The following is a 25,014-nucleotide window of genomic DNA, read 5'->3' on the forward strand; positions in this document are numbered from 1 at the left end:
CGACGGCGCCTACGATGCCACTTCCGGCCTCCCGCTGTCCCTCGTACCCGGCCGCGGTCACCGGGGCGCGCCGGGGGTGTCGAAGGCGGTCAGGAAGTAGTTGATGTCGGCGGTCAACCCGCGGACCATCTCGCCGAGTTCCTCGCCGCCGCCGGTGGCGAGGGCCTGCTCGTTGCGCCGCTTCAGGGTGTTCGAGAGCGGCAGCCCGCCGGTGGCCTGGTAGCGGATCGCGCCGTCGGGGGCGCGCCGCGGGATCACCTCGGACAGGGCGTAGCGGCTGGCGCTGAAGGGGATGTCCAGGCGCCCGGAGGCGAAGGACTCGGCGATGGCGGGCAGCAGTTCGGGCGCGGCGAGGACCGGTTCGACGATCTCGGCCACCTCGCGCAGGATCCACTCCTGCTCCTCGGCGATCCGGTCCTCGTCGAGCCGGAGGCAGGACAGCAGCGGGGAGTTGGCGCGCGCGGCGAGGACGAGGCCGTCGATATTGGCCCGGGTGTCGGGGATCCCGTACGCCTCCTGGTAGGTCTTGGTGATCAGCTTGGTGGCCCCGCCGAGCCGGGCGACCAGGGCGCCGTAGAGGATCAGGTCCTCGGCGTCGCCGCGGTCCTTGGGGAAGGGCCCCATGTACTCGTGCAGGACGGCGTGCACCTCGGTGCCCTCGGGCAGATAGCGCGCCGCGAGCTCCGGGACGGTGCGCAGCGCGGCCACGTCCTGCTCGCAGTGGCCGCCCTGGGGGTAGGCCACCGAGATGCACTTCACCCCCTCGCGGGCGGCGGCCACCGCCTCCAGGACGCTGATCGCGAGGCTGATGGAGGGCGGGACGAGCACCGCGGTCAGGGTGCCGAACAGCTCCCGGTCGATGACCAGGCCCAGTTCGGCGAGTTCGCCGCAGCGCCGGTCCACGTCCCGCCAGGCCGCGAGGGACTCGCTGAGCGGTACGGCCTTGGAGTACGGCAGGTTGTAGGAGATGCCGCCGCCCTCGAAGGAGGTGATGCCGGAGGCGACGGCGGTCTCGAAGAGCAGCCGGGCGTCGGGGGATCCGTGGCGGATCTCCAGGGGCACGCCGACCGATTCGTTCAGCTGCCGGCCGCGCTGCCAGCCGTGCGTGACGAGCGGGTAGCCGTTCAGGTCGGCCGGGTTCCTGCGCAGCGCGGCCTCGGCCTTGTCGAAGCGCTTGAGCCGGGTGTGCGAGTCGATGGTCAGCGAGAGGATGTCGGGGCTGCCGTGCCGCTCCAGGTCCTGGAGCAGGGTGGTCATCTGGACGTGCGAGCCGACCCCGCAGCGCGGCTGCAGGGCGACCCGCCCCCGCGCCCGGGCCTCGCCGAGCACCTCGGCCGCGGTGGGCTTGCCCAACTCCCGTACGTAGGCGACCGATTCGGTGAGTGAGGGCAGGGGGGCCACCGCCTGGGCGGCGGCCCCTGGGCCCTCGCTCACCGGGGGGAGTCCGGTTCTCCCGCTGTCCGGCTGATGGTTCATGAGGCGGGCAGGGGTTCCGCCACCGGGGTGCGCAGACGGTCCAGGGTGGCGGGCAGCTCCTCCGGGTCGAAGAGCACCACGTCGACACCGAGGCCCTTGAGCCGCTCGATGTCGTTGCTGTCCTTGTGGCTGCCGACGGAGAGGTTGCCGCCCACGATCACGGGGCAGGCCAGCTGCCCGGCCCGCCGTGCCTCGGGCAGTTCCTGGAGGTCCTCGTAGGCGTGGCCGTTGAGGCTGCCGATGATGACGGCCTCGGCCCAGGGGTGTTCGGCGTGCGCCTCGGCGAACTCGCCGACCGTGGTGCAGGTGCCGAGGTTCACGACATGGAATCCCTGGGCGCGCAGCGCGTGCGCGATCAGGTGGTTGGCCACCACATGGCTGTCGCTGGCGGCGACCCCCAGGATGACCGTCCGGGTTCTGGGCTCGGCGGAGCCGGCGGACTGCGGACCACTTTCGTACGGCATGGAAACCCCCGTCGCGGAGAGAGCGGAGAGTGCGGTGCTGAGACGGACGGACTGAGAGAAGACGATCGGTGAGAAGAGAAAGAGAGAAGGAGAGAAGAGGAGGAGCAGCGGAGAAGAGAGGAGCAGGGATCGGGGCGGGCAGTGGGCAGCCGGGTGCGGACTCGGGGTCGCACCCGGCTGGACTCCCCCGGCTAGCCGATGAGTTCGCGGAACCGGCCCGCGTGGAAGACCAGCGGGTCGACCGAGCCGGTCAGCGCCCCCGCCACCGTTTCGGCGACCACCAGCTCGTGGTCGCCCGCCGGGTGGATGTCGGTGATGCGGCAGTCCAGCCAGCCGAGTCCGTCCGCCGGGATCGGGTGCCCGGCGGAGGTCAGCCCCCACTGGCGTCCGGCGAAGCGCTCGGCTCCGTGGGTGGCGAACAGGCGGCACAGGTCCGCGTGCTGGTCGCCGAGGATGGTCACCGCGAAGCCTCCGGTCTCCCGGATCGCGGGCCAGGTGGTGGAGGTGTGCGCGGCGCACAGGGCGACCAGCGGAGGTTCGAGGGAGACCGAGGTGAAGGAGTTCACCGCCATCCCCGCGGGTCCTTCCTTGGTCTGCGCGGTCACCAGCACGACGCCCGTGGTGAACCGGCCGAGGATGTCGCGAAACGAACGCTGCTCCAGCATCTGTCTTCCACTCAATCCGGGCTGGACGTGGACGTCCGGCGGTGACGGGTGAGGTCTCGGTGCCGCGCCGGACGGGCCGGCGCGGCGGGCGGAGATCAACGGGCCCCGGGGGTCCGTTACTTGGCGCGCTGGGCGATGGCGAAGTCCACCGCTTCCCGGGGGCGGGAGACCGCGCCGTTGATCTGCGGCGCCACATAGCGGGCGAGCAGTTCCAGGCTGCGGTTGGTGTTCTCCCAGGAGGTCCAGTCGGCGACGTAGACGAGCAGGGTGCCGAAGCCGCCGGTGGCCTCCTGCATCCGGCGGATGCCGCCGACCACGTCCTCGACCGAGCCGACCAGGGCGCCCCCGGCCTCGACGCGGGCCTCCAGGGCCTTCTCGCGGGAGGCGCCGGGGCTGAGCACATCCCGTCCGGCGGCCTTGCCGAAGTACTCGAAGAGCCAGCGGTCGTAGCCCTCGCGGACCTCGTCGAAGGCCTGCTTGCGGGTCTCGCCGACGTGCACCGGCAGCGCCACCCGCCAGGCGTCGCGGTCGAGGGTCTGGCCGTACTCCTCGGCGGCCTCCTGGGCGTGCTTCCACTGCCCGGCGAGCCCGATGTGGTCCGGGGCGCCCGGGGTCATCAGCGCGAAGGGCAGCGCGAAGGAGGTCATGCTCAGGCCGTACTGGCCGATCAGGCGGGGGCTGGTGACCGAGGTGCCGCTGGTGGCCACCGCGATCTCGATGCCCTGGGGGCTGTACCGCGGCAACTGGAGCTTGGCGTCGCGCAGTTCGAACCAGTCGGTCTTCTGCGTGATGCGCTCCTCGCCGTTGACGAGTTCGAGCACGGTGGGCAGGGCCTCGTCGAGGCGCTTGCGCTGCACCTTCGGGTCGAGGCCGAAGGTGGCCGCGTCGAAGGGCACGCCGGGGCCGACGCCGAGGATGTAGCGGCCGCGGGTCAGGTGGTCCAGGTGGACGGCCCGGCTGGCGACGTGGAAGGGGTGGTGCCCGGAGAGCGGGGTGACCCCGTGCGCGAGCTTGATCTGCGTGGTGCGCTGCGAGGCCGCGGCGATCAGCGTCTCCGGCGCGCCGACGAGCCCCCAGCCCAGCGTGTGGTGCTCGCCGAACCAGACCTCGTCGTAGTTCAGCCGGTCCGCGTGGTCGACCAGGTCGAGATTGCGCCTGATGGCCAGGTGCGGATCCTGTCCGGTCTCGTGGACCGGGGACAGGAAGAGACCGATACGGCTGTGCACAGCTTTCCTCCGTGGGGTGGATGGAGCGGAACGGTGTACGGATGGGAGGGGGCGGGGCCCGGGCGGTGCGGGGCGCCGCCCGCCGGGCGGGCGGCGCCGGCCGCTACTGGTCGACGCGGTAGACGAGGTCCTTGAGCCCGCGGACCTTCTCGTAGTCCGCGGTGAGCTGCTCCTGGTGACGGCCCGTCAGGAAGATCTTCATCGAGGTGGTCATCAGGTCGGTGGTCGGGTTGATGCGGGCGCCCGGCACATAGCGCGGGGCGGCCTGGAAGACGCTCTCCAGTCCCTGCATCTCCGCGACCGCGGCACCGTCCACCGCGCTGACGATGCCGTCGAGCACGGTGGGGGCGTTGTAGACGAAGGCGTGCTGGCGCTTGGTGTAGACGCCGCCGGAGAACTGCGCGAGGAAGGCGTCGGGGTCCGCGTAGGCCAGCGCGGACAGGGCGGCCTGGTTGCGGCCGAGGGCCACGTCGTGGAAGCCCGGGTTGAGGTTGCCGTTGAGCCGGGTGCCGATCTCGACGAGGGTGGGGCCCTCCTCGGTGACGATGACCTCGGCGTGGGCGGGGCCCCACTCGACGCCGAGGGCCTTCAGCACCTCGTCCACATAGGCGACGAGGTCGGCGGCGGGCTCCTGGTCCTCGGCGAGCAGGATGTCCCGGTTGTAGATCCGCTGGCCCGAGTCGAGGAGCGTCTTCTCGTACTCCCATATACCGCAGGCGTAGCGGTGCCCCCGGCAGCTGACGGTGTCGACGATGTACTCGGTGCCCTCCAGATACGACTGGGCGAGCACTTCGGTGTTGGCGGCGCCGAAGATGTTGTGCCCGTCCAGGATGCGCTCGGCGGCGGCGCGCACCTCGGCCGCGTCCCGGCAGATGAAGACGCTGTCCGAACCGGCCGAGCTGAGCGGCTTGACCACCGCCGGGTAGCCGCCCTCCCGCTCCGCCCAGTCGACGAGGGCGGCGGGATCCGCGCTCTTGAACTGGCGGGCGCAGCGCACCCCCGCGCGGCGCAGGGTCTCGATCATCTCGTACTTGTCGCGCCGGGCCGGGGAGAGGCGGGTGCCGTTGCTCTTGACGCCGAGGGCCTCGCTGAGCGCGTCGGCGAGCCGTACCGCGGACTCCTGCCCCGGCACCACGCAGACCGGGTCGAGCGGGGCGAGGCGCGCGGCGAGGGAGTCCACGTCGCCGTCGACGATGTTCTCGGCGTAGGCGGTGAGGTCGGGGGCCAGCATGCTCGGGATCAGCTCGGGGGTGCTCTGGACGTGGATCACCCGCGCACCGGCCGCGGCGAAGGCCGCGGGGTAGAAGTTCCCGGCGGAGTACCCGTCGACCACGACCGCGGTCGGTTTGTCACTGGTGCCACTCATACTCGTCCCTTTGAGAGTCCGCTTGTGTGCTGAGGGTCCGCTTGGGGTGTCCGCGGGCCGCCGGGGGCCGGTCAGTCGCGCGGGGTGTCCGCGATGAAGCGCGCGAGGCGGGCGATGCCCTCGCGGATGGCCTCGGGGGCCAGGTTGCTGAAGCCGAGCCTGATCTCGCGGTAGCCGCCGCCCTCGATGTGGAACATGCTCATCGGCGCCCAGCTGACCCCGTAGTCCCGCGCGGAGCGCTCCATCTTGGCGAGGTCCGCGGTGAAGGGGACCCGCAGGGTGAGGAAGAAGCCGCCGCGCGGTTCGTTCCAGCTGACCCCGTGCTCCTCGTGCCGCTCGGCGGGGAAGTGCCCGGCGAGCGCGTCGAGCACGGTGTCCAGGCGCTCCAGGTAGACGGCGGCCAGCTCGCGGGTGGCCGGGCGCAGGGTGTAGTCGTTCTCGACCAGGATGCCGCCGATGACGGCCTGCGAGAGCGAGGAGGAGCCGACGCTGTACATGGCCTTGGCCTTGGACAGCTCCTGGGCGAGCAGCCGGGTGGTGCCCTCCGCGTCGGTGACCGGCTGGTCGGCGACCAGGTAGCCGAGGCGGGCGCCGGGGAAGGCGGACTTGGCGAAGGAGCCCAGGTAGATCACATTGCGCGTGGTGTCCAGGGACTTGAGGGTGGGCAGCGTCTCGCCGTCCCGCGCGAAGAGTCCGTACGGGTTGTCCTCCAGGAGGATCAGCTCCTCCTCGGCGGCGACCTGGAGCAGGCGGCGCCGGGCCTCCAGCGGGATCACCGTGCCGGAGGGGTTGGAGAAGTCGGGGACCAGGTAGAGGGCGACGGCGCGCTTGCCCTCGGCGCGCAGGGCCCGCGCGGTCTCGCGCACCGTCTCGGGGTCGAGCCCGTCGGGGCCGCTCTCCAGGATTCCGCGCACCGGGATGTCGAGCATGCGGGCGGCGCCGCGGATGCCGACGTAGGCGGGCGAGACGGTGAGCAGGACCTCGTCGGGCGAGGAGAACAGGCCGCGCAGGGCGACCAGCGCGGCCTCCTGGTAGCCGTGGGTGATCATGATGGAGCCGGGCGGGGCGTCGATGTCCTCGTCCCGCTTCAGCATCAGGGCGACCTCGTCCTGGATGAAGCCGTTGACCGGGCCGTACTGGAAGAGCGTCCTGGTGATGCGGTCCTCGGGCAGGCCCTTCTCCCGCAGGTGCTTCACATAGCGCTCGAGGTGGAAGCTGAGGGCGGCCAGGTCGTGGTTGCCGTCGTAGGGGGCACCGGAGGAGAAGGAGAGCGCCTCGGGGAAGCGCATCGCCGTCTCGCTGAGCAGGCGCATCGAGTCCATCTCGGGGTCGACGATGGCCGGGTGCAGCCACTCCTGCCGCAGCGAGACGAGTCCGTCCTCGCCGCTGATCCGCGCCGTGCGGGCCTCGGTGCCCTGAACTGCCGGTGAATTCATGTCCCTTTGCTTCCTCTTGCTTCGAACGGCCGGGCGGTGGCTTCTCAGACGGCGGACCGGGCAGGCTTGGCGGCCAGGGTGCCCTTGCCGGGGGCCCACTGCAGGACGCGGGTGCTGGCGACCACGCCGCCCTTGATGTAGGGCTCCTCGTCGAGGATCCGCTGCAGTTCCGCCCGGTCGGCGGCCTCGTACACGAGCAGTCCCGCGTTCTCCCCCTCGACCGGGCCGGCGAGCAGCAGGATGCCCTGGTCGGTGAGTTGGTGCAGGTAGGCGGCGTGCGCCGGGTGGAACTCCTGGCGCCCGGCGCGGTCGACGTTGTAGCTGAACTCGACGACGAACTTCGGCATGGCTTGGCCTTTCCTGGGGGGTGCCGCGGTCACATGTACAGGCCGCCGTTGATGTCGATGACGGCGCCGGTGGAGTAGCCGGCGCTCTCCGAGGCCAGGTGGAGCACGCTGCCGACGGCCTCCTCGACGGTGCCCATCCGCTTCATCGGCAGCTTGGAGAGCACGGCCTCCTTGGAGGCCGGGTCGCGCTTCTCCCAGGCGCCGGCGACCCGTTCGGTGGCGATCGGGCCGTGCGCGACCACGTTGGCGACCACGCCGGTGGCGGCCAGCTCGTAGGCGATCTGCTTGGTCATGCCGATGACGGCGGCCTTGGCGCCGACGTAGGCGGCGTTGTTGAAGTGGCTGTACGTACGGCCGCCGGCGGAGGCGAAGTTGACGATGCGTCCGTAGCCGTCGCGGACCATGTACGGCGCGCAGACCTTGATCGCGATCCAGGTGCTGGTGACGTTCTCCAGATGGGTCTGCTCGAAGTGCTCGGTGGTCAGGTCCTCGTAGCCGATGACCCGGGTGTCGCCGCCGACGCCGTTGATCAGGATCGAGGGGGCGTGCTGCTCGGCGATCTCGGCCAACTGCCGCTCGGCGGCGGGGATGTCGGTGATGTCGCCGACCACGGTCTCGACCTTGGTCCGGCCGGAGAGCTCGGCGGCGAGGGCGTTCACCGCCTCCTCGTTCCGGTCGAAGAGGACGAGCGAGTGGCCCTGGTCGGCCAGCGCGCGGGAGACCTCGCGCAGAATTCCACCGGCGGCACCGATGAGGAGGGCAGTTCGTACGGTCATTAGCTCTTCACCTGGCTTGTCTGATTGCGGCAAGCCCTGCCTGAGGCGCAGGGCCGAGTGAACTCCGGGCTCCGGATATCCGGATGCGGGGGCTGCTGAATACCGGCGGGGGAATGAGAGAAATACGGGCCCGAGGGCTCCGGCCATTCGGGCGGCGGCATCCCCACCCGGAAAACACGCAGCGGCGGTCCACCGCTCTTCCCCCCTGTGATTCCCAGCCCGGACGAGGCACGCGCTCTTGGTTTCGAATCTGACAATCACCCAACTACGCGCAGCTGTCAACGAGTTCACGCACTGATCACAATGTGACGCAAGTCACAGAGCAATGTGAAGGTGTGACGCACGTCACGACCTCCGAGGAAAGGGCGAACCCTTCGGATCACACCTCCACCAGGGAAGTCGCTGTCAAGACGGAATTCGCGACGTCGAGAATCGGACAGGGTTCAACTGCGGAAGAACTTTCCCTCGACGACCCCCGTATACATTGCAAACGTGTTGCAACCTGGTCCAATATTTCCTCCGCCACGCTAGGTTGTACGTCGAAGCAGTCGGTGACGACAGCACACGGGGGATCCATGGTTCAGTCAGCGCCGAGGTGCGTCACGCCTGTGGACAGGCACCCGGTGGCCACCGCACCCGGTCCCGGGACCCGAGACCTCGCCGCCTCCCGTCGGAGGCCCGCACCGCTGCGCCACTCCAGAGCGACCATCGGCTGAGCTGAACGGATCATGCAGACCAACTCCCCCTGGCGGATACCCGACTTCCGCACGCTGTTCACCGCGACCACCCTCAGCCAGCTCGCCACCAACATCGGCTATGTCGCGGTACCGCTGATCGCGGTCACCGAACTCGACGCCAGCCCCGGCGAGGTGGGCGCGCTCGCCACCCTCAGCACCGTCGCCTTCCTGCTCATCGGGCTGCCCGCGGGCGCCTGGGTGGACCGGATGCGGCACCGCAGGGTGCTGATCGCGGCCGACCTGACCAGGGCGGCCCTGTTCGCCTCGCTGCCGATCGCCTGGTGGCTGGACTCGCTCACCCTCGGACAGCTCTACGCCGTGGTGCTCTTCAACGGCTGCGCCACCGTCTTCTTCGACGTCGGCTCGCAGAGCGTGCTGCCCCAACTGGTCGGCAAGGAAGGCCTGGTGCAGGCCAACGCCGCCGTCATGACGCTCATCGCGGCGGGCAACGTCGCGGGCCGCGGCGCGGGCGGCGGCTTCGTCCAGCTGCTCACCGCGCCGGTCGCGGTCGCCTTCACCGCGGGCAGCTACCTCGCCTCCGGGCTGCGGCTGACCGGCATCCGCCACACTCCCCCGCCGCCTCCGCCGCCGTCCGGCGCGGCCGTCACGCTACGCGCGCAGATCGCCGAGGGCGTACGGCACGTCTTCCGCAACGCGGAGCTGCGGGCCCTGGCGCTGACCGCCGCCTTCACCAACCTCGGCTCGCAGATCATCAACACCATGCTGCCGGTGCTCTTCGTGCGCGAACTCGACCTGCCCGCGGGCGCCTTGGGCCTGTTCTGGGCGGCCGGCGGCGCCGGGCTCCTCGCCGGAGCGCGCTGTGCGCGGCCCATCGCGGGACGGCTCGGCTACGGCCGCACGCTCGGTCTCGCCGGGCTCTGCATGGCCCCGGCCGGGCTGCTCATCCCGCTGGTCGACCGCGGAGGATGGCTGTATCTCGCCGGTGCGGGCTACCTGCTCGCGATGTTCAAGACCGGAATGGACAACGTTCTCGGAGTCAGCCTGCGCCAGCGCATGACGGCGAGTTCCCTGCTCGGGCGGATGAACGCCACCTTCCGCTTCATGCTGACCGGCGCCCTCGCGGTCGGCTCGGCCGTGGCCGGCGCCATCGGTGAACTCACCAGCGTGCACACCACCTTGTGGGTGGGCGGCGTGATCCTCTCGCTCGCCTTCCTGCCGGTCTTCCTGTCCCCCGTGCGGGGGCGCCGCGAACTTCCCGAACAACAGGAGGAGGTCGTGCGCAAATCCGCACCCGCCGATTCCTGATTCCGCAGAACAGGATTTACCGCGAAGCCGTTCCGCATCTGTGCGGAACGGCACGTACGCGTGCCCGGAAAAAGTCCGGTGAACTTTGCCGAATCACTGCCCGGAGGTGTCGTCTGCTGCACTTCCGTTAAATGCAGGAAGTTGCAGCAAAATAACGGTTGACGGCTTACCGGTCCGCTGAAAAGATAATTCGCGTGCCTCCCTCAGGGCGGCCCTGCTGCTATGCGCACGGTGTTCCACCCGATCCCTGCGATCGAATTCGAGAACCCGCTCGTTCAAGACTCCACAGGAGCGCGATGGCCGCCATCGAAAGCGACCCGAGAACCGATGACTTCGCGGAAGATCTATTAGACCCCCGTGAATCAATGCGTCCGCTACCCAGGTTCACGCAGTACCCGTTGACCCTGCTCACCGGTAAGCCGCTCGCCGGGCAGAAACCTCTTTCCTGGTGGTCACCGACTTTTCATCTGGTCTCTGCCGTGTTCTCCATGGCGGTCGGCATCGCACTCAGCTGCACCGGCCTTTTCCTTTCCGGGGCCTGGCTGCTGCTGTTCCTCCCGGGCTGGGCCGCCACCCTGCACGGGATGCGCAACCTGCGGATGATGATCTTCCACCAGTGCGCGCACAGCAACATGTACCGGCGCCGCCGGCCCGACGGGATCATCGGGCGCGCGATCTCCAGCACGCTGATCATCCAGAACTTCGCCCGCTACAGCCGCGAGCACGTCAGCGACCACCACGCCGCGCACCACATGACGATGCGCGACCCCACGGTGCAGGCCTTCCTGGTGAGCCTCGACGTGCACCCCGGTATGACGCGGCGTCAGATGTGGCGCCGGCTCCTCGGGAAGCTGTTCTCCCCGAGGTTCCACTTCGCCTTCGCGGTGGCCCGCAGCCGGTCCTTCTGGAACGCCTCGGCCCCCAGCGAGAAGGCGGGCGCCCTCGGCCTCTACGTGGGACTCGGCGCCGTCACGGTGGCGACCGGCACCTGGGAGTACCTGGTCCTCGCCTGGCTGGTGCCGCTGGTTCCGCTCTTCCAGGTGAGCAACACCCTGCGGCTGTGCGTGAAGCACACCTTCCCGGCGCCGGGCATCGAGGTGAAGCGCGGCAAGGAGTACTTCGGCTCGCTCACCAACGCGATCTTCCTCGGGGACGCGGCGCCGGACCGCTCGCTGCCGCCCGTCCGCCGCGCGTTCGGCTGGCTCCGGTGGGGCTCGCGGATGGCCTTCGTCCACGCGCCGACCCGCTACCTGGTGCTCACCGGCGACACGGTGGTGCACGACTTCCACCACCGCTACCCCGCCACCCGCCAGTGGGCCGACTACCTCTTCGCCCGCCAGCAGGACGCCGACCGGGGCAGCCCCGGCTGGCCTCCGTACAAGGAGGCCTGGGGTCTGGTGGCCGCCATCAACCTCGTCTTCGACTCGCTGTCGGTCGCCGATCCCGAGGAGTTCGACGTGAATCGACTGGGCGAGGTCAGCAAGCGCGAACTCTTCGCCGCATTCGACGACTGAGCAACAAGACGACCGAGCGACAAAGGGCCGGGCCCGTTCCACCGGGCCCGGGCCGCCGGACCTGAAAAGCACACCGGGCACCGGACGTTCATCGCGGCCGGACAATTCACCGCGCACTCATCCGCACACTCTCCGTACCGGAAACGAGCCAGAGAGAAGCTGAAGGCAGTGGACCGACCTGACTGGCAAGAACACTGGAAAGCGCGTCGCACCCCGTTCGCCGAGGAATGCCGACAGGCCCGTGCCGAGCTGCTGGCCGACCTCAAGGACCCCCAGACGGCACAGCGCCGGGTCCTCGAGGACGTCATCGCCCTCTGCGTCGACTCCCTGTACTGGAAGGAGAACGGCTACGACCGCATCGCCGCCGACCCCGGCACCTTCCGCGACATCCTGCCCCTGACGCGCTACGGCGACTTCGAGCGGCAGATCGACCGGGAGACCCGCACCAAGGGCGGCGTGCTCTCCTGCAGCCCGGTGCTGCGCTGGCTGAAGACGAGCGGCACCACCGGCGTCCCCAAGCGGGTCCCGTACACCCTGCACTGGCTGCTGACCTACCGGATCCCCGCGATGGCCGCCATGTGGGGCACCTACCTGGAGCACCACCCCGAGCTGCTCGACCACCCGCACGCCACGCTGGACACCCAGACCGTGCGCGAGGCGGTCACCGACCAGCTGTACGGGGTGCAGTACCAGGCGATCAGCAACCGCTACCCGCAGCTCAACAGCCGGGACTGGAACCCGCCCTGGGGCGAGGCGCCCTGGTTCGGCACCCGCGCGCCCGCCTCGCACGAGGGCCGGATGTACCACCGGATCCGCCAACTCCTCGGTGAGGACCTGCACTTCATCTCGGCGATCAACCCGAGCACGCTGATCTCGCTGCGCGACCTGGTGGCCGCGCACGGGCCCGCCCTCGTCCGCGACCTGCGCGAGGGCACCCTGGAGGGCGAGCCCTTCGGCGCGCCCGACCCGGAGGGGGCCGAGCGCCTCGCCGCCGTGCTCGCCCGGGAGGAGTTCAGCCTCAAGGACGTCTGGCCCTCGCTGAGCCTGTACAGCTGCTGGCTCTCCTCCTCCGCCGGGCTCTACCAGGCCAAGCTGGACGAGGTGCTGCCCGGCGTCGCCAAGATGCCGTTCATGAGCTGCGGCACCGAGGGGGTCACCACCATCCCGGTGGACGACTCGCTGGACAGCCAGCCGCTCGCGGTGGGGCAGGCCTTCTTCGAGTTCGTCCCGGCGGAGGTGCCGCTCGGCTCCCTCATCGAGGCCGGGGAGAAGGTGGACACCCTGCTCTTCGACGAGGTGGAGCCGGGCCGCGACTACCACCTGATCATGACCCAGGGCAACGGCCTGTTCCGGCTGTGGAGCGGCGACATCTACCGGGTGGACCGGATCGTCGACGGCACCCCCTGGATCCACTTCGTCCACCGCGACGGCGTCTTCCACTCCTTCACCGGGGAGAAGATCACCGAGGCGCAGGTCACCCAGGCCATCCGGGAGGGCACCGCCGCGCACGGCATCGACACCAGCCTGTACATGTGCGGGCCGAACTGGGCCGAGCCGCCGCACTACGTGGTGGTGAGCGAGGTCCCGCTGCCCGACCCGGAGCTGGACCACACCCTCTCCTCGGCCGTCGACCGGCAGCTGATGGAGATCAACCTGGAGTACGCCTCCAAGCGCACCAGCGGCCGGCTCGGGGCCCTGGAGTTCTACACCGTGCCCAAGGACGCGATCAACGCGTACAACGAGGCCCGCAGACACCCGGCCAATCCGACCCAGCACAAGTACAAGCCGTTCCAGAAGGACGTCGGATTCCTCGCCGACATCGTCGGCCGCTGAGGGGACACACAGACCGTGATCGAGACCAAGAGGCCGCCGCAGAACGTGCGCAAGGAGATCATCCCCCTGGTGTCCGGCGGCACCGAACTCGCCCTGCACCTCTGGCAGCCCGAGAAGCCGGCCAAGGGCGCCGTCTTCTACTTCCACGGGCTGCAGAGCCACGCCGGCTGGCTGTGGGAGGTCGGGCCCCGCTTCGCCGACAACGATGTTGCGCTCTACGTACTGGACCGGCGCGGCAGCGGGGTCAGCCAGGGCGAGCGCCAGGAGATCCCGGACGTGGAGACCGTCGTCGCGGACTATGTGCACGCCCTCACCGAGGTGCGGCGCAGGATCGGCGAGAAGGTACCGCTCACCCTCTTCGGGCACTGCCTGGGCGGCTCCTTCCTGGCGGCCCTGCTGCACCACGAGTCCTTCCGGGTGCCCTACCAGGCGGTGGTCTACTGCTCCACCTGGCTGGGGCGGCTGCACGCCCTGCTCGGCGAGGAGGAGCGCGCCGCCCTCGCCGCGGAGGACAGCGCGGAGCTGTGGGACGCCGGGCTCAAGTCCGAGGACTTCACCGACGATCCGCTCTACCGGCGCTTCATCGACGAGGACGATCTGGCGCTGCGCCGGATCACCCGCCGCTCCCGCGCCACCCTGCTCGGGCTGGAGGAGCTGTACCTCGCTCCGCGGCGGGCGCTGCCCGAGGTGCCCTCGGCCTTCGTCTCCGGGCTGACCGACCCGATCGTCGACCTCGACGCCACCCACCGGGTCTTCGGCGAACTGACCGCCGACCGCGGGATGATCCTCAAGTTCCCGACCCCGAAGCACTACCTCTTCTACACCGACGTACGGGACGACCTGGTCGACTGGACCAGCACGCACACCCTGCTGCAGGGCGTGGACCGCGATGGCTGAGGCACTGCTGCACCGGGTGGCGCTGCCCATGCGGATCAGATTCGACCACCCGGCGGCCAAGCGCTCCACCAGCGACAGCCTGGTCCTTCGGCTGCGTCTGGACGGCGCCCAGGGCCTCGGCGAGTGCGCGCCCCGGCGCTATGTCACCGGGGAGACCACCGGCAGCGTGACGGAGGCCCTGCGGCGGGTGCCGCTGGACAAGCTCTTCGCCGTGCTGCGCGGCAGCTCCCCGGCGGACCTGCTCGCCCGGCTGCGCGAGGAGGACTTCGGCGCGGTCTTCGGCATCGACGGCGGCAGCAATCTCCTCTGCCTCCTGGAGACCGCGGTACTCGACCTGCTCGGGCATCAACTGGGCCTTTCCGCCTACGAGTTGCTGCCGGACGAGGGCCAAGGCCCGGCGCCCGCACGGCTGCCGGTCTCGCAGGTCCTCGATCTCAGCCTGGACGTGGAGGAGTTCCTCGACACCCGGGGCCCCTTCCACTTCGTGAAGGTCAAGGCCGGCGACGACCTCGCGCGGGATCTGCGGACCGTACGCGCGATCCGCGGGCGGCTCGGCGAGGCGGTGCCGATCCTGGTCGACGCCAATATGAGCTGGACGGCCGAGGAGGCGGTGGACCGGGGCAGGCAGCTGCACGCCGCCGGTGCCGCCTATGTGGAGGAGCCGCTGCCCCCGCGCTCCTGGGAGCAACTGCGGGCGCTGCGGCGGGAGTCGGGGCTCAAGGTCATGCTGGACGAGTCGCTGTGCACCGCCGAGGACGCGCGGCGGGCGGTCGCCGAGGAGGCCTGCGACGTCTTCAACATCCGGCTCGCGAAGAACGGCGGACTGCTGCGCTCGGCCCGGCTCGCCGCCCACGCCCGGCAGCAGGGCCTCGGCTTCCAGTTCGGGGTGCAGGTCGCCGAGGTCGGGCCGCTGATCAACGCGGGCCGCGCGCTGGCCTTCCGCAACCCGGACGCGCTGACCGTGGAGGGGGGCCAGTCGGACCGCTTCTTCCCGGAGATGATCGTCTCGCCCGCCCCGGTGGTCGACCGCACGGCCAACACCCTCTCCCCCGCGCCCGGTCCGGGGCTCGGACTGCGGCTCAACCCCTCCGCCCGGGAGTGGGCCGCCCTCCGTTACGACGAGGCCTCCGGCCACTGGCGCGCCCTCTCGTGACCGGACCGGACTGATCCGGGCGGGGACCGGACCGATCCGGCTCCCCGCCCGCGCAAGAACTCGCAACGACTCCCGTACGAACTCCCGCAAGGAGACGGCAAGATGACGGTGCTCTTCGAATGCGTCCACCAGGGCGAGCGGTACTTCGGCTTCGGCATTCCCGCCGAGGGCGAACCGCTGCGGCTGCACCGGCTGGACGGACTCGACCTGTCCGCCGCCCTGCTCGACGCCGCGGCCTCCGGTGCGGACCCCCGGGCGGCGCTGACCGCCGGGCGGCCCGCCGTGGAGGTGCCCTGGACGGAGTCCGCCGGGGTGGAGTTCCGGCCGCCGCTGCTGCCGGACTCGGTGGGGGACGCCCTGGTCGGCGGCTTCATGCAGACGCACAACGTCAAGGTGGACGCCACCACCCAGTCCCAGCCCAACTGGTTCTTCAAGAGCCTCGGCGAGGGCCTGCGCGTCTCCGGCAGCGAACTGGCCGTGCCCGCCTCCTCGCTGGCGATCTGCGAGGAGGCGGAGGTCGTCCTCGTCTACGCGGTCGACGCCTCGGGCGAGCCCCGCTACCTGGGCCACGGCTTCGGCAACGACCTCACCGACATCGGCCGCTTCAAGCGGCACGCCGGCCACCTCTCGTACGCCAAGCTCTGCGAGGCCGGGATCTCCCCCTTCCTCTTTCTCGGCGAGCCGCCGGAGTCGGTCACCGGCACCGTCACCATCGAGCGCGGCGGACAGGCCGCCTACCAGGGCGAGTTCACCACCGGAACCAAGGCCCTGCACTACGGCCTCGCCGACATCATGACGGAGCTGTTCTCCTACCGGGCGCTGCACCACCCCGGCCGGATCCACTACGTCTACCTGGGCGCCGACCGCAGCAGCTTCCACGGCGGCCACCAGATGGCCGACGGCGACCGGATCACCCTGGACTTCGCCAGCCACGGGGTGGTGCTGAGCAACACGGTGCGCTGGAGCTGACCCCGGGTCCGCCACGGCGAAGGCCGCACCCCCTGACGAACGGGGGGTGCGGCCTTCGCCGTAGGGCTGCCCGGGCCCGTCAGGGGAAGGGGTGCGGCACCATCCGGATCTCCGCCTCGGCCAGGTCCGTGGTGCGCAGTCCCGCCCGGCGGGCCGCGGTGCGCAGCCGGGGCAGGTACGGGGCGCGCTGCCGGGTCCAGCCGAAGTCGATGGGCAGCAGTCCCGGCACCACGGCGCAGACCGTGTGCAGGCCCATCCGCTGCTGCTCCGGGGTGGTCTGGTCGACCATCAGCACATCGTGCCCGGCGGCCGTCAGCTCGGCGGTGAGGTGCCCGAGGTCGTCCCGGAGGTCGCCGGTGCGGGGGCGACCGCGCTCCTGCCAGTCGCCGTAGAGCTCCGGCACGGGGTGCCTGCGGGCGCGCAGATACGGGGCGACGTGCTCGGTCATCCGCGGCAGCCCGTACAGCTGGGCGTGGTCCTTGAGGTGCTTGACGAGGCGGAAGTCCTCGGCCATGGCGTCGAGTTCGGCCCGCCGTCCGGCCACCTGGCCGGGCAGGTGCGGGATGTAGGTGAGCACCTCCGAGAGGGCGGCCTCGAGAGCGCCGACCGGGTCGAGGGCGGCGCCCGCGCCGAAGGAGTACGTACCGGGGCCGCCGTCCCTGCGGACCGCGAGGCCGGTGACGACCGGGACGTCGAGGTCGATGCGGTTGTCGAAGGCGTGCACCTCGTAGCCCTGGAGGGCGGCCCGGTCGGTCATGGTGCGCACCGCGGGCGAGTCCACGGTGGCGAGGTCGATCTCCGGCAGGGTGAGCCCGCTGTACCAGGCGAGCAGGAAGGCGTCCCGCTCGATGAGTTCGAGCAGGGCGCCGAGCATGGCCTCCTCGCGGCAGCTGCCGATGGCGCAGCCGTTGGAGCACTCGAAGACGAAGTTGTCGGCGGCGAGCCCCGCGCTGTAGTGGACGAGCCGGGCGGGCACCAGGACGGGCCGGTCGTCGCGCAGCGAGTGCCCGTACACCCAGGGGATCGGGCGGGACGGGTCGAAGGGCGAGACCAGCGGGTCGGTGCGGTAGGTCTCGGGGGCGTAGAAGCCGCAGGAGGCCGGGTCGAGGGCGCGGTCGCCGAGTTCCTCGTAGGAGGCGGTGAGCAGGGTGTTGCCGGTGCGGCGGTGGGTGCCCGCGTAGCGCTCCAGGCCCTCCAGGAAGGCCAGGTCGCGGCTGTGCGTGAAGCTGTTGGCCTGGCCGCTCCAGGTGACGTCGGTCAGTCCGGCGTAGCCGCGCATGAAGACACTGCCCGCGACGGGGGCGGTGGTGGGCGAGGTGACGTTGATCCAGGTGCCGCCGCCGAGCAGCCCGGTGACCGGGTTGGCGAGGGCGTCGGAGGGCAGCGGGAAGTCGGCCGCGCGGCGCAGCCGGGCCGCGTCCGGGGCGGGCTTGGGGCGGGAGGCCGGGGTGAAGCGGGCCGCCTCGGCGCTGTCGGTGCCGCGCGGTCCGCAGTGCGGGCACAGCGGGTCGGCGAGCAGCGGGTAGCTGCGGACCTGGAGGGTGGCGAGGTCGAGCCGGGTGACCTGGGGCAGCGCCCGGTCGGCCGCGGTCGGGCCGGGGGCGAGGGGGGTCCGGCCGCCGCCGGAGACGGCCTCGTACAGGGCGAGGGCGGTGTCGAGGAGGTAGCCGGGCAGCCGGGGCCAGTCGGGGGCGACGGTGGTGGCCTTGGTGGCGGGGCGGGAGCCGGTCTCCAGGGCGTCGCGTTCGCTGCGGGAGCGCAGCCGCTGCCAGCGCATGGCCAGGCACTGCCCGCAGGCGGGCGCGGTGCCGTCGCCGCCCCAGGGCCCGATGAGCAGGGCGCCCGCGGTGAGGTGCACCCGGGCGCCGGGGCGGACGGCGGCGAAGGGGTCCGCCGCGCGGGGGCCGAGCGCGTCGTGCACGCCGACGGTGACCACGGTGGGGAGGCCCACCGGCTGTCCTGCCCCGGGCACGTCCGGGAGCGACGCGGCGAAGGCGTGCCACAGCTCCCGGCGGGCCGACTCCAGGGCGGTCGCGTCCGGGGCGCGGACGTCGCCGGGAGGGACCGCGGGGGCGCCCGGGGCCCGGTCGGTGGCGGTGGTGCCGGGGGCGGCGGTCGTGCTCGGGTGCCGGATGACCTCTGTCATGTGCGGTTGCTCCATCTGAAGACCTTGAGCCCGATCGCACCGAAGACCACGGCGAAGGCGGCCATCGCGGCGCAGTCGACGCCGATGTCGGCGAGTCCGCCGTCGCCGGTCAGGGTGGCGGAGGCGGCGTCGTTGAAGTAGTAGAGCGGCAGGATCTTGGCGACCGTCTGGAGCCAGGACGGCATCATGTCGATCGGCAGGAACGAGCCGGAGAGGAAGGCCATCGGCACCATCAGGCAGTTGGCCATGGCCGCGACCGATTCGGGAGAGTCGGCCCGGGAGCCGATGATCACGCCGATCGCGAGGAAGGCGGTGATGCCGGCGAGCAGGACGGGCAGGGTCAGCGGCCACTGGGCGTCGAGGCTGAGGCCGAAGAGCGGCAGCAGCGACACCGCGACGAAGAAGACCGCCTGGACCAGGCCGATGGCGAGCGCGAGCACATAGCGCGAGGCCAGGACCGAGGTGACCGGCGTCGGGGTGAGCCGGATGAGGCGCAGCAGGTCGTCGCGGCGCCACTGCATGAGCGTGAAGGCGATGGCGAAGACGGCCGCGTTGGCCACACCCCAGGACATGACGCCGGGCGCGATGTAGGAGATGTACGGGCGGCCGGTCTCGCTGACGTCCTGGTCGCTGTAGATCAGGCCGAAGACGACGAGGAAGATCAGCGGGAAGGCGAAGGTGAAGAAGAGGGTCACCTTGTCGCGGACCGCGGCGCGGTATCCGGCGGCGGTCAGTGTCGTGTATGCGCTCATGCCTTCTGCTCCGTCGGGTGGTGGTGCGCGCTCGTACCGTCGGGCGCGGGGGCGCCGGTGAGTTCGAGGTAGACGTCTTCGAGGGTGGCCGTGCGGGTCATCACGCCGTCCAGGCCGGTGAGGGTGTCGAGCGCCTGGAGGACCTTGCCGGTGGCGGCGGTCTCCAGGACGAGGGATCCGCCCTGGACGGAGGCCCGGTCGACGCCGGGGATCTCGGCGGCCTTCTCCGGGCTGAGGCGCCCGGCGGGCAGCATCAGCCGGGAGGGGGCGCCGGTGGCGCTGACCAGTTCGTGCGGCGAGTCCAGGGCGCGGACCCGGCCCGCCATCAGGATCGCCACCCGGTCGCACAGGGCCTCGGCCTCGTCGAGGTGGTGGGTGGTGTAGACGATGGTGCGGCCCTCGCCCTTGAGCGTGCGCAGCACCTCCCACAGGTCCCGGCGGGCCTGCGGGTCGAGGGCGGCGGTCGGCTCGTCGAGGAAGATGAGTTCGGGGCCGTGGACCAGCGCGGAGGCGATGGCCAGACGCTGGCGCTGGCCACCGGAGAGGTTCTCGACGAGGGTGTCGCGCTGCGATCCGAGGCCCACGGTCTCCAGGCTCCGGTCGGCGGCCGCGGCACCGGCCCGGTAGAGGGCGGCGACGGTGACCAGGTGTTCGCGGGCGGTCTGGCGGACGAAGAAGGCCGAGGACTGCGTCTGCACACCCATCCGCGGCAGCAGCGCCGTGTTGCGGGGCCAGGGCGACTGGCCGAGCACGGTGATCTCCCCCGAGTCCGCCTCGCGCAGGCCCTCCATGATCTCGACGAGGGTGGTCTTGCCGGCACCGTTGGGGCCGAGCAGCCCGAAGAACTCCCCGTGCCGGACGTCCAGGGACACACCGTCGACGGCCCGGTGGGCCCCGTAGCTCTTGCGTACCTCGCGGACGTGGATTGCCGCGTCGCCCTCGGCCGGCGGTACGGGCTGGTGGTGGACGGCTGCTGTCATGGTGGGCGTGCCCCTCGGTGTGGTTCGGGTGGTGGCGGGTGTCGGGGTCGGGGGTCGGTCAGCGGGTGGCGGCGAAGGACCAGACGGCGAGGACCGCCGTGGCGAGCAGGCAGACGACGAGGACCGCGGAGCCGGCGCCGTAGACGGTGTACACCGTGCGGGCGCGGGGCGGATAGGCCTCGGCCCGGGTCCGGTCGCGCAGCCGCAGCCGCAGGTACTCGCTGCTGCCCGGGGCGAGCCGGGTGACCCGCAGGGCGTGGCCGAGCATCGTGTATCCGTCCAGCGGCGGCAGCGGCACCAGATTGACCAGCGCCTGCAAGCTGCCGGCGAGCAGCACCACGGACAGCACCCTGCGGGTCGGGTCGCCCTCGTCGAGCAGCGTCCACCAGAGCCAGAAGGGCAGCAGGAACAGCAGGTTGGCGAAGGCGCCCGCCGCCGCGACGGCGAGCTGGTCCCTGCGCCGCCGCAGATAGCGGTAGTTGTCGACGGTGCAGTACATGATCGCCACCGGCAGGCGCCAGCGCAGTCCGATCTCGCTGACGGTGCCCCCGACCTGGCGGGCCGCGACCCCGTGGGCGAGTTCGTGCAGGGCGGTGCTCAGCCACATGAGGGCGGCGACGGCGGCCAGGGCGACCGGCCGGTGCAGCAGCCACCAGGTGTCGTCGGCGAGCACCGGCACCTCGGTGGCGAGCAGGACCTCCATGCCGAGGCACAGCAGCAGGAGCGGCAGCAGGACATAGCGGCTGAGCAGGGGGCGCAGCCCGCGGTGCAGCCGGGCCGTGGTCGCGTCCGCGTCGGCGACCATGCGCAGGGTGCCCTTGAGGAGCGTGCCGCTGAACGGCTTCGCGGACCGCTGGGGTGCGGCCCCCGGCGGGGCGCCGGCGAGGAGGCGGCGGCTGCCGAGGAGGGCCAGCAGCTGCTGCCAGTTGGCCTCGCCGAGCCGTCGGCCGAAGGCGCTGCCGTACTCGGTGCCGATCTCCTCCAGGGTGCGGCGGCCGTCGAGGCGGGACAGGAGGAAGAACTCCTTCGGTCCGACCTCGAAGGCCGAGCCGCTCACCGGGTCCTTGACCAGGTGGACGGTGGCCGCCCCGTCGAGCAGGGGCGGCGAGAGCAGGATCCCGTCCCTGAGCGCGGGCTTGAGGGCGGTGAGAGCTCCTCGTTCGACGGGCGTCACGGTGCCACCGCCGTGGCCGAGGGCTCCTGCTCCCGCAGCACCCGGCCGAGGAGCTGGGACAGGTAGGCCTCGTCGCGGACGGTCACATGCAGCCGGTTGTTGGTCATGTGCATATACGGGAAGAGAAGCAGCGGGAGCGCGGCGGCGGGGTCCTCGAAGACCTGGTCCTGCGGGGTGTTCGGGAAGCGGAAGACCAGCTTCTTCTCCCGCGCCAACCGCGCGGCCCGGGTGCGCAGTTCGATGCAGTGCTCGGCCCAGCCGCGCAGGAAGGCGGGCAACTTGCCGAGTTCGCCGGAGGCCAGGGTCTCGCGCACGGCGGCGAAGCGCTTGGCGACGCCGGGCGCGGCGGCGGCGTACTGGCGGTCGTACTCCTCGGAGCCGATGAAGTTGGTGCCGGGGAAGGCCCGGTTCCAGAACTCGTAGTAGCGGTCGAAGAAGTCGGCCAGGCTCTCGCGGTCGGGCAGGAAGGCGGCGGCCATCACCATCATCAGCTGCGCGGAGGAGCCGAGCAGGACGGTGCGCAGGTGCAGGTTCATGGAGCGCAGTCCCTCCATGACGAGGTCGCTGGAGTGCGCGAAGTGCCACTCGGCGAGCTCGATCCCGGCGGGGCCGCCGTACTTGCCGTACTCGGGCTCGTACGCCTCCCAGGTGTAGGAGTTGTTGGGGCGCAGGTTCATCCGGCCGTCGGGGCCCATGAAGGCGCTGCGGTCGCCCTCGGGGAACTCGATCTCGAAGAGGGCGTTGTAGAACTCGTTCAGGAAGCCGGAGTCGACCTGATAGAGGGCGGGCCGGGTCCGCAGGAAGGCGCTCACGGCCTCCTCGGCGCGGCGGCGCACCTCCTCGGTGAGCGCGGGCCGGGCGGGGCGCAGCCGGAGCCGGACGTGCGGACCCTCCAGCCAGTAGTTGATGAAGAAGTGCCCGTCGATCAGGCCTTCCTCGGTGAGGGCGGTGATCAGGGGGCGGACGCAGGTCACCAGGAGGGGCTGCGGGTTGGCGGCGTAGAAGATGTGCATCGCCTGCCAGGGGCCCGGTTCGACGCCCTCGGCGGCGGGGAGGGTGGGCTCAGGCATGGGGGTCGCCCTTCGGGTGTCGGCGGGTGGTGAAGGTTTCCACGGCGAGTTCGGCGACGTGGGTGCCCGCGGCGGAGCGCACGTGCAGTCCGCCGCGGCCGGGCAGCATCTCGCGGAAGACGACCCGGTGCTCCGGCTCGCGCAGCAGCGTCTCGAAGGCGCTGAGCGACAGGGGGCTGGCGAAGTCCACGTACTGCGGTTTGACTCCGAGCGGTCCCGGTCCCGCCGAGACGGTGGCGAAGACCTCGTCCGGCAGTCCGTGGGCGTGCCGCCAGCGCTGCCAGTCGAGGAAGTGGTCCGCCTCGCCGGTGCCGGCGGCCGGGGCGGGGAGCCGGCCGGCCGTGGTGGTCCAGCTCCGGCGGCTGAGCACGATGTCCTCGTGCACGACCCGGGGCCGGGTGGTCACGCCGTGGCGCTCGGCGCCCTCGGGGACCCCGGCCCACACGTCGAGCGGGGACATCGAGGACGGGGAGAGCAGCAGCAGGGTGCGCGAGATGGCGGGCAGCGCGAGCGGGACGAGGTAGCCGAGGTAGACGGGGACCACCTCGGTGCCCAGCCGCTTGGAGCGCAGCAGGACGCGGTCCTCGCCGGGGTCGTGCTCGGCGTAGAGGTCGTCCAGGTGGAGCTGGTGGTCCTCGGGGACGCTGGCGGTCTCGCCGGGGCAGACGATCTGGTAGTCCGTCAGGCGGCCGTGCAGGTTGAGGTTGGTGGTGACGGGGCCGCCCGTGACCTCGGCCAGGACGGCTCCGGGCGGGGTGACGCGGCTCGCGGTCGCCCGCAGTTCCTCGGAGAAGGCGGTGCCCTCGCCGTCGAAGGCCTGGGTGAAGCGGCTGAAGGGGAAGGAGAGGCCGCCGTAGGAGCGGTTGAGCACCGTCAGCTCGGTGCCGGTGGCCGGGTCGCGGACGAGCTGGAGGTGGTGGCACCGGGGGGCGAAGCCCGAGGTGAGGGGGGTGATCTCGGCGGCGACCTCGGCGAGGTCGGCGGAGTCGAGGCGGAGTTCGCCCTGCCGCGGATCGTGGCCGGACCAGGCGGCGCGCATCCGGTCGATGAAGGTCCGGCGGGCGCTGTCGACGGCCTTGATGCCGGGCAGGCCGAGCCAGTTCTCCTCCGGGACGTACTCGCCGTCGGGGCCGATCGCGCTGCGCCCTGAGGTGAAGGACAGGTACTGGTCGAAGAAGTCCTCGTGGAAGTCGTGCACCAGGCCGAGCAGGTCCTCGCAGCGGCCGCCGGACCCGTAGCGGGCGGTGAAGAAGCCCTCGAAGGTGATGCGCTGGGGCAGGGTCACGTCGAAGGCGGGCAGGACGCCCTCGACCCGCCGCAGGCTGCCGCCGTCCCCGTGCGCCCAGGCGGGCGGCGGGCAGTGCAGGTCGGCGCCCGCGGTGACGTCCTCGTAGAGCAGGGTCTGCGGGAGCGGGGTGTCCTCGGCGGCGCCGAGTTCCCGCTGGACGCGGCCGAGGGCGGCGCGCAGCGTGCGCAGCAGGGCCGCCCGCTCGGTGTGGTCGGCCTTCGGGTAGCGGGCCATCGCCTCGGCGGGCTCGTCGAGCAGCCCGGCGAGCCGGACGGACCAGTCGGTGCCGAGGCCGGTGAGCGCCTCCTGGAAGGTGCGCAGCGGTTCGCCGCTGTGCACGTCGGTGTCGAGCAGGGGCACCCGCACCATGCCGAGCTGGAGCAGGGCCGCGACATAGGCCTCGCAGCCCTCGGCGTCGGCGCCGTGCTCCTCGGCGAGCCAGTCGGCGAGCTCGTGGTGGCGCACCTCGGTGCGCTCGCCGAAGAGGCCGAGCAGCCGGTCGAGGGTGCCGCTGCGGCGCAGGAAGAAGAGCCGGTCCTTGACGGCGTCGAAGGTCATCGCGGCCGAGTCGTCGCCGGCGGTGACCCAGCGCCGCACATAGCGGACCCGGTCGTCGTCGCGGCCCCAGCCGGAGGCGAGCCGCAGCGGCAGGTCGCGGCGGTACTCGGGCCGGGCGAGCAGGAGTTCGGCGAGCCGGGCCAGGACCACGACGTTGAGGCGGACGTGGCTGGTCCACTCCTCCTCGATGCGCACCTCGGCCGCGCCCGCGCCGTCCCGCGGCTCCTCGGTGAAGAGGCCGGTGGCGACCCCGGTGAGCGTGCTGAAGGGGCTGGTCTTCAGGGCGGTGCGGTACAGGTACTGGAGCACCGAGCGCTCCATCTTGCGCATCCGCCCGTTGGGCGCCCGCTCCCCGGACCGCAGATAGCCGTCGAGCTGCCCCTCCAGTACGGGCGAGGCGAGCAGCAGGCCGCGCCGCAGCCGGGGGTCGCTGAGCAGCTCGCGCAGGACGGCCCGGGCGGCGGCGAGTTCGGTGCCGAGCAGGGGGGCGCCTTCGGCGCGCAGGCGGTCCAGCTTCCGGCGTCCCTCGATCCAGGCGCGGACGGGCGCGGTGGCGGCGGGGTGCACGACGGAGAGGAGGTGGACGGCGCGGGCCGGGTCGGCGGGCAGCCGGTTGTTGTGTATCCGGCGGCGCAGCGCGAGCAGTTCACGGCGCTGGGCGGCGCCCTCCTCCGAGTCGGTGTCGGTCGCGCCGACCGCTTGGTGCAGCAGGTCGCTCAGGGGCTCGGCACCGGCGGCGAGGGCTTCCTCGGCGGCGAGGACGTCCTCGGCCCAGCGGTGGGCGTCCGCGCAGCGCAGGCCGTCGGCGGCGGCCGCCGGGAGTCCGGCGACGCGCAGCATGAAGCGGCGGCCCAGGTGCCAGTCGGCGTCGCCGGGCGCGCTCTCGGCGGGCCGGGGCGTCGCGGAGGTCGGGGAACTCAT

At 71.6% G+C, this 25,014-nt stretch carries 20 protein-coding genes; 6 read left to right on the forward strand and 14 right to left on the reverse strand.

Annotation, left to right across the window (positions count from 1 at the left end; genetic code table 11):
• Nucleotides 1–57 precede the first annotated feature (57 nt).
• From MID12_RS03685 to MID12_RS03720, 8 genes are all read right to left on the reverse strand, one after another.
• Nucleotides 58–1,434, reverse strand: coding sequence for a methylaspartate mutase (locus MID12_RS03685; RefSeq protein ID WP_263164844.1), 1,377 nt, complete (start codon nucleotides 1,432–1,434; stop codon nucleotides 58–60).
• 38 nt (nucleotides 1,435–1,472) lie between these two features.
• Nucleotides 1,473–1,940 carry a cobalamin-dependent protein gene (locus MID12_RS03690; protein ID WP_052482090.1) on the reverse strand — a complete coding sequence of 156 codons (468 nt, stop codon included), beginning with the start codon at nucleotides 1,938–1,940 and terminating at the stop codon, nucleotides 1,473–1,475.
• Between the two features lie 191 nt (nucleotides 1,941–2,131).
• Nucleotides 2,132–2,605, reverse strand: a complete 474-nt coding sequence (locus MID12_RS03695; RefSeq protein WP_040246683.1) for a flavin reductase family protein — start codon at nucleotides 2,603–2,605, stop codon at nucleotides 2,132–2,134.
• 116 nt (nucleotides 2,606–2,721) lie between these two features.
• Nucleotides 2,722–3,831, reverse strand: a complete 1,110-nt coding sequence (locus MID12_RS03700; RefSeq protein ID WP_040246684.1) for an LLM class flavin-dependent oxidoreductase — start codon at nucleotides 3,829–3,831, stop codon at nucleotides 2,722–2,724.
• Nucleotides 3,832–3,934: 103 nt separating this feature from the next.
• Nucleotides 3,935–5,197 carry an ATP-grasp domain-containing protein gene (locus MID12_RS03705; protein ID WP_263164847.1) on the reverse strand — a complete coding sequence of 421 codons (1,263 nt, stop codon included), beginning with the start codon at nucleotides 5,195–5,197 and terminating at the stop codon, nucleotides 3,935–3,937.
• A 71-nt stretch (nucleotides 5,198–5,268) separates the two neighbouring features.
• Nucleotides 5,269–6,633, reverse strand: coding sequence for a PLP-dependent aminotransferase family protein (locus tag MID12_RS03710; protein WP_263164849.1), 1,365 nt, complete (start codon nucleotides 6,631–6,633; stop codon nucleotides 5,269–5,271).
• A gap of 44 nt (nucleotides 6,634–6,677) precedes the next feature.
• Nucleotides 6,678–6,980 (reverse strand): YciI family protein, encoded by a 303-nt coding sequence (locus MID12_RS03715; RefSeq protein WP_040246687.1) that lies wholly within the window; start codon nucleotides 6,978–6,980, stop codon nucleotides 6,678–6,680.
• Between the two features lie 29 nt (nucleotides 6,981–7,009).
• Nucleotides 7,010–7,756 carry an SDR family NAD(P)-dependent oxidoreductase gene (locus MID12_RS03720; protein ID WP_040246688.1) on the reverse strand — a complete coding sequence of 249 codons (747 nt, stop codon included), beginning with the start codon at nucleotides 7,754–7,756 and terminating at the stop codon, nucleotides 7,010–7,012.
• A 728-nt stretch (nucleotides 7,757–8,484) separates the two neighbouring features.
• Between MID12_RS03720 and MID12_RS03725 the strand changes: the two genes are divergently transcribed.
• From MID12_RS03725 to MID12_RS03750, 6 genes are all read left to right on the forward strand, one after another.
• Nucleotides 8,485–9,759: an MFS transporter gene (locus MID12_RS03725; protein WP_263164852.1), complete on the forward strand. Its 1,275-nt coding sequence runs from the start codon at nucleotides 8,485–8,487 to the stop codon at nucleotides 9,757–9,759.
• A gap of 488 nt (nucleotides 9,760–10,247) precedes the next feature.
• On the forward strand, nucleotides 10,248–11,273 hold the full coding sequence (locus MID12_RS03730; RefSeq protein WP_237282649.1) for a fatty acid desaturase: 1,026 nt from the start codon (nucleotides 10,248–10,250) through the stop codon (nucleotides 11,271–11,273).
• A 168-nt stretch (nucleotides 11,274–11,441) separates the two neighbouring features.
• Nucleotides 11,442–13,106, forward strand: a complete 1,665-nt coding sequence (locus MID12_RS03735) for a GH3 auxin-responsive promoter family protein (RefSeq protein WP_263164854.1) — start codon at nucleotides 11,442–11,444, stop codon at nucleotides 13,104–13,106.
• Nucleotides 13,107–13,121: 15 nt separating this feature from the next.
• On the forward strand, nucleotides 13,122–14,003 hold the full coding sequence (locus MID12_RS03740; protein WP_040246694.1) for an alpha/beta hydrolase: 882 nt from the start codon (nucleotides 13,122–13,124) through the stop codon (nucleotides 14,001–14,003).
• A complete protein-coding gene (locus tag MID12_RS03745) occupies nucleotides 13,996–15,156 on the forward strand; it encodes a mandelate racemase/muconate lactonizing enzyme family protein (protein WP_263164857.1) in 1,161 nt (386 codons plus the stop codon). Before MID12_RS03740 ends, MID12_RS03745 begins: the two co-directional genes overlap by 8 nt.
• 102 nt (nucleotides 15,157–15,258) lie before the next feature.
• Nucleotides 15,259–16,125, forward strand: coding sequence for a fumarylacetoacetate hydrolase (locus tag MID12_RS03750; protein WP_040246696.1), 867 nt, complete (start codon nucleotides 15,259–15,261; stop codon nucleotides 16,123–16,125).
• A gap of 79 nt (nucleotides 16,126–16,204) precedes the next feature.
• On the opposite strand, the gene MID12_RS03755 is transcribed toward MID12_RS03750, so the two are convergent.
• The 6 genes from MID12_RS03755 to MID12_RS03780 are packed head-to-tail and all read right to left on the reverse strand — an operon-like array spanning nucleotide 16,205 to nucleotide 25,014.
• Complete coding sequence (locus MID12_RS03755; RefSeq protein ID WP_263164859.1) at nucleotides 16,205–18,271, reverse strand: TOMM precursor leader peptide-binding protein; 2,067 nt, start codon at nucleotides 18,269–18,271, stop codon at nucleotides 16,205–16,207.
• Nucleotides 18,268–19,023 (reverse strand): ABC transporter permease, encoded by a 756-nt coding sequence (locus MID12_RS03760; protein ID WP_040246697.1) that lies wholly within the window; start codon nucleotides 19,021–19,023, stop codon nucleotides 18,268–18,270. Before MID12_RS03760 ends, MID12_RS03755 begins: the two co-directional genes overlap by 4 nt.
• Complete coding sequence (locus MID12_RS03765) at nucleotides 19,020–20,003, reverse strand: ABC transporter ATP-binding protein (RefSeq protein ID WP_052482092.1); 984 nt, start codon at nucleotides 20,001–20,003, stop codon at nucleotides 19,020–19,022. The genes MID12_RS03760 and MID12_RS03765 overlap by 4 nt, the downstream gene beginning before the upstream one ends.
• Before the next feature lie 58 nt (nucleotides 20,004–20,061).
• Entirely contained in the window at nucleotides 20,062–21,177 is a 1,116-nt protein-coding gene (locus MID12_RS03770) for a peptidase M50 (protein ID WP_040246698.1), read from the reverse strand.
• Nucleotides 21,174–22,247 carry a lantibiotic dehydratase C-terminal domain-containing protein gene (locus MID12_RS03775; RefSeq protein ID WP_040246700.1) on the reverse strand — a complete coding sequence of 358 codons (1,074 nt, stop codon included), beginning with the start codon at nucleotides 22,245–22,247 and terminating at the stop codon, nucleotides 21,174–21,176. Before MID12_RS03775 ends, MID12_RS03770 begins: the two co-directional genes overlap by 4 nt.
• A complete protein-coding gene (locus tag MID12_RS03780; protein ID WP_263164863.1) occupies nucleotides 22,240–25,014 on the reverse strand; it encodes a lantibiotic dehydratase family protein in 2,775 nt (924 codons plus the stop codon). The genes MID12_RS03775 and MID12_RS03780 overlap by 8 nt, the downstream gene beginning before the upstream one ends.

Origin of the sequence: Streptomyces sp. SCSIO ZS0520 (assembly GCF_025643355.1) — a bacterium.
Lineage (GTDB): Bacteria > Actinomycetota > Actinomycetes > Streptomycetales > Streptomycetaceae > Streptomyces > Streptomyces physcomitrii.

Coding starts and splice junctions, on each gene's coding strand:
- MID12_RS03755 (WP_263164859.1), bottom strand. CDS start 18,271: ATGACAGAGGTCATCCGGCACCCGAGCACGACCGCCGCCCCCGGCACC.
- MID12_RS03720 (WP_040246688.1), bottom strand. CDS start 7,756: ATGACCGTACGAACTGCCCTCCTCATCGGTGCCGCCGGTGGAATTCTG.
- MID12_RS03780 (WP_263164863.1), bottom strand. CDS start 25,014: ATGAGTTCCCCGACCTCCGCGACGCCCCGGCCCGCCGAGAGCGCGCCC.
- MID12_RS03705 (WP_263164847.1), bottom strand. CDS start 5,197: ATGAGTGGCACCAGTGACAAACCGACCGCGGTCGTGGTCGACGGGTAC.
- MID12_RS03710 (WP_263164849.1), bottom strand. CDS start 6,633: ATGAATTCACCGGCAGTTCAGGGCACCGAGGCCCGCACGGCGCGGATC.
- MID12_RS03690 (WP_052482090.1), bottom strand. CDS start 1,940: ATGCCGTACGAAAGTGGTCCGCAGTCCGCCGGCTCCGCCGAGCCCAGA.
- MID12_RS03775 (WP_040246700.1), bottom strand. CDS start 22,247: ATGCCTGAGCCCACCCTCCCCGCCGCCGAGGGCGTCGAACCGGGCCCC.
- MID12_RS03715 (WP_040246687.1), bottom strand. CDS start 6,980: ATGCCGAAGTTCGTCGTCGAGTTCAGCTACAACGTCGACCGCGCCGGG.
- MID12_RS03725 (WP_263164852.1), top strand. CDS start 8,485: ATGCAGACCAACTCCCCCTGGCGGATACCCGACTTCCGCACGCTGTTC.
- MID12_RS03695 (WP_040246683.1), bottom strand. CDS start 2,605: ATGCTGGAGCAGCGTTCGTTTCGCGACATCCTCGGCCGGTTCACCACG.
- MID12_RS03745 (WP_263164857.1), top strand. CDS start 13,996: ATGGCTGAGGCACTGCTGCACCGGGTGGCGCTGCCCATGCGGATCAGA.
- MID12_RS03750 (WP_040246696.1), top strand. CDS start 15,259: ATGACGGTGCTCTTCGAATGCGTCCACCAGGGCGAGCGGTACTTCGGC.
- MID12_RS03760 (WP_040246697.1), bottom strand. CDS start 19,023: ATGAGCGCATACACGACACTGACCGCCGCCGGATACCGCGCCGCGGTC.
- MID12_RS03765 (WP_052482092.1), bottom strand. CDS start 20,003: ATGACAGCAGCCGTCCACCACCAGCCCGTACCGCCGGCCGAGGGCGAC.
- MID12_RS03730 (WP_237282649.1), top strand. CDS start 10,248: ATGGCGGTCGGCATCGCACTCAGCTGCACCGGCCTTTTCCTTTCCGGG.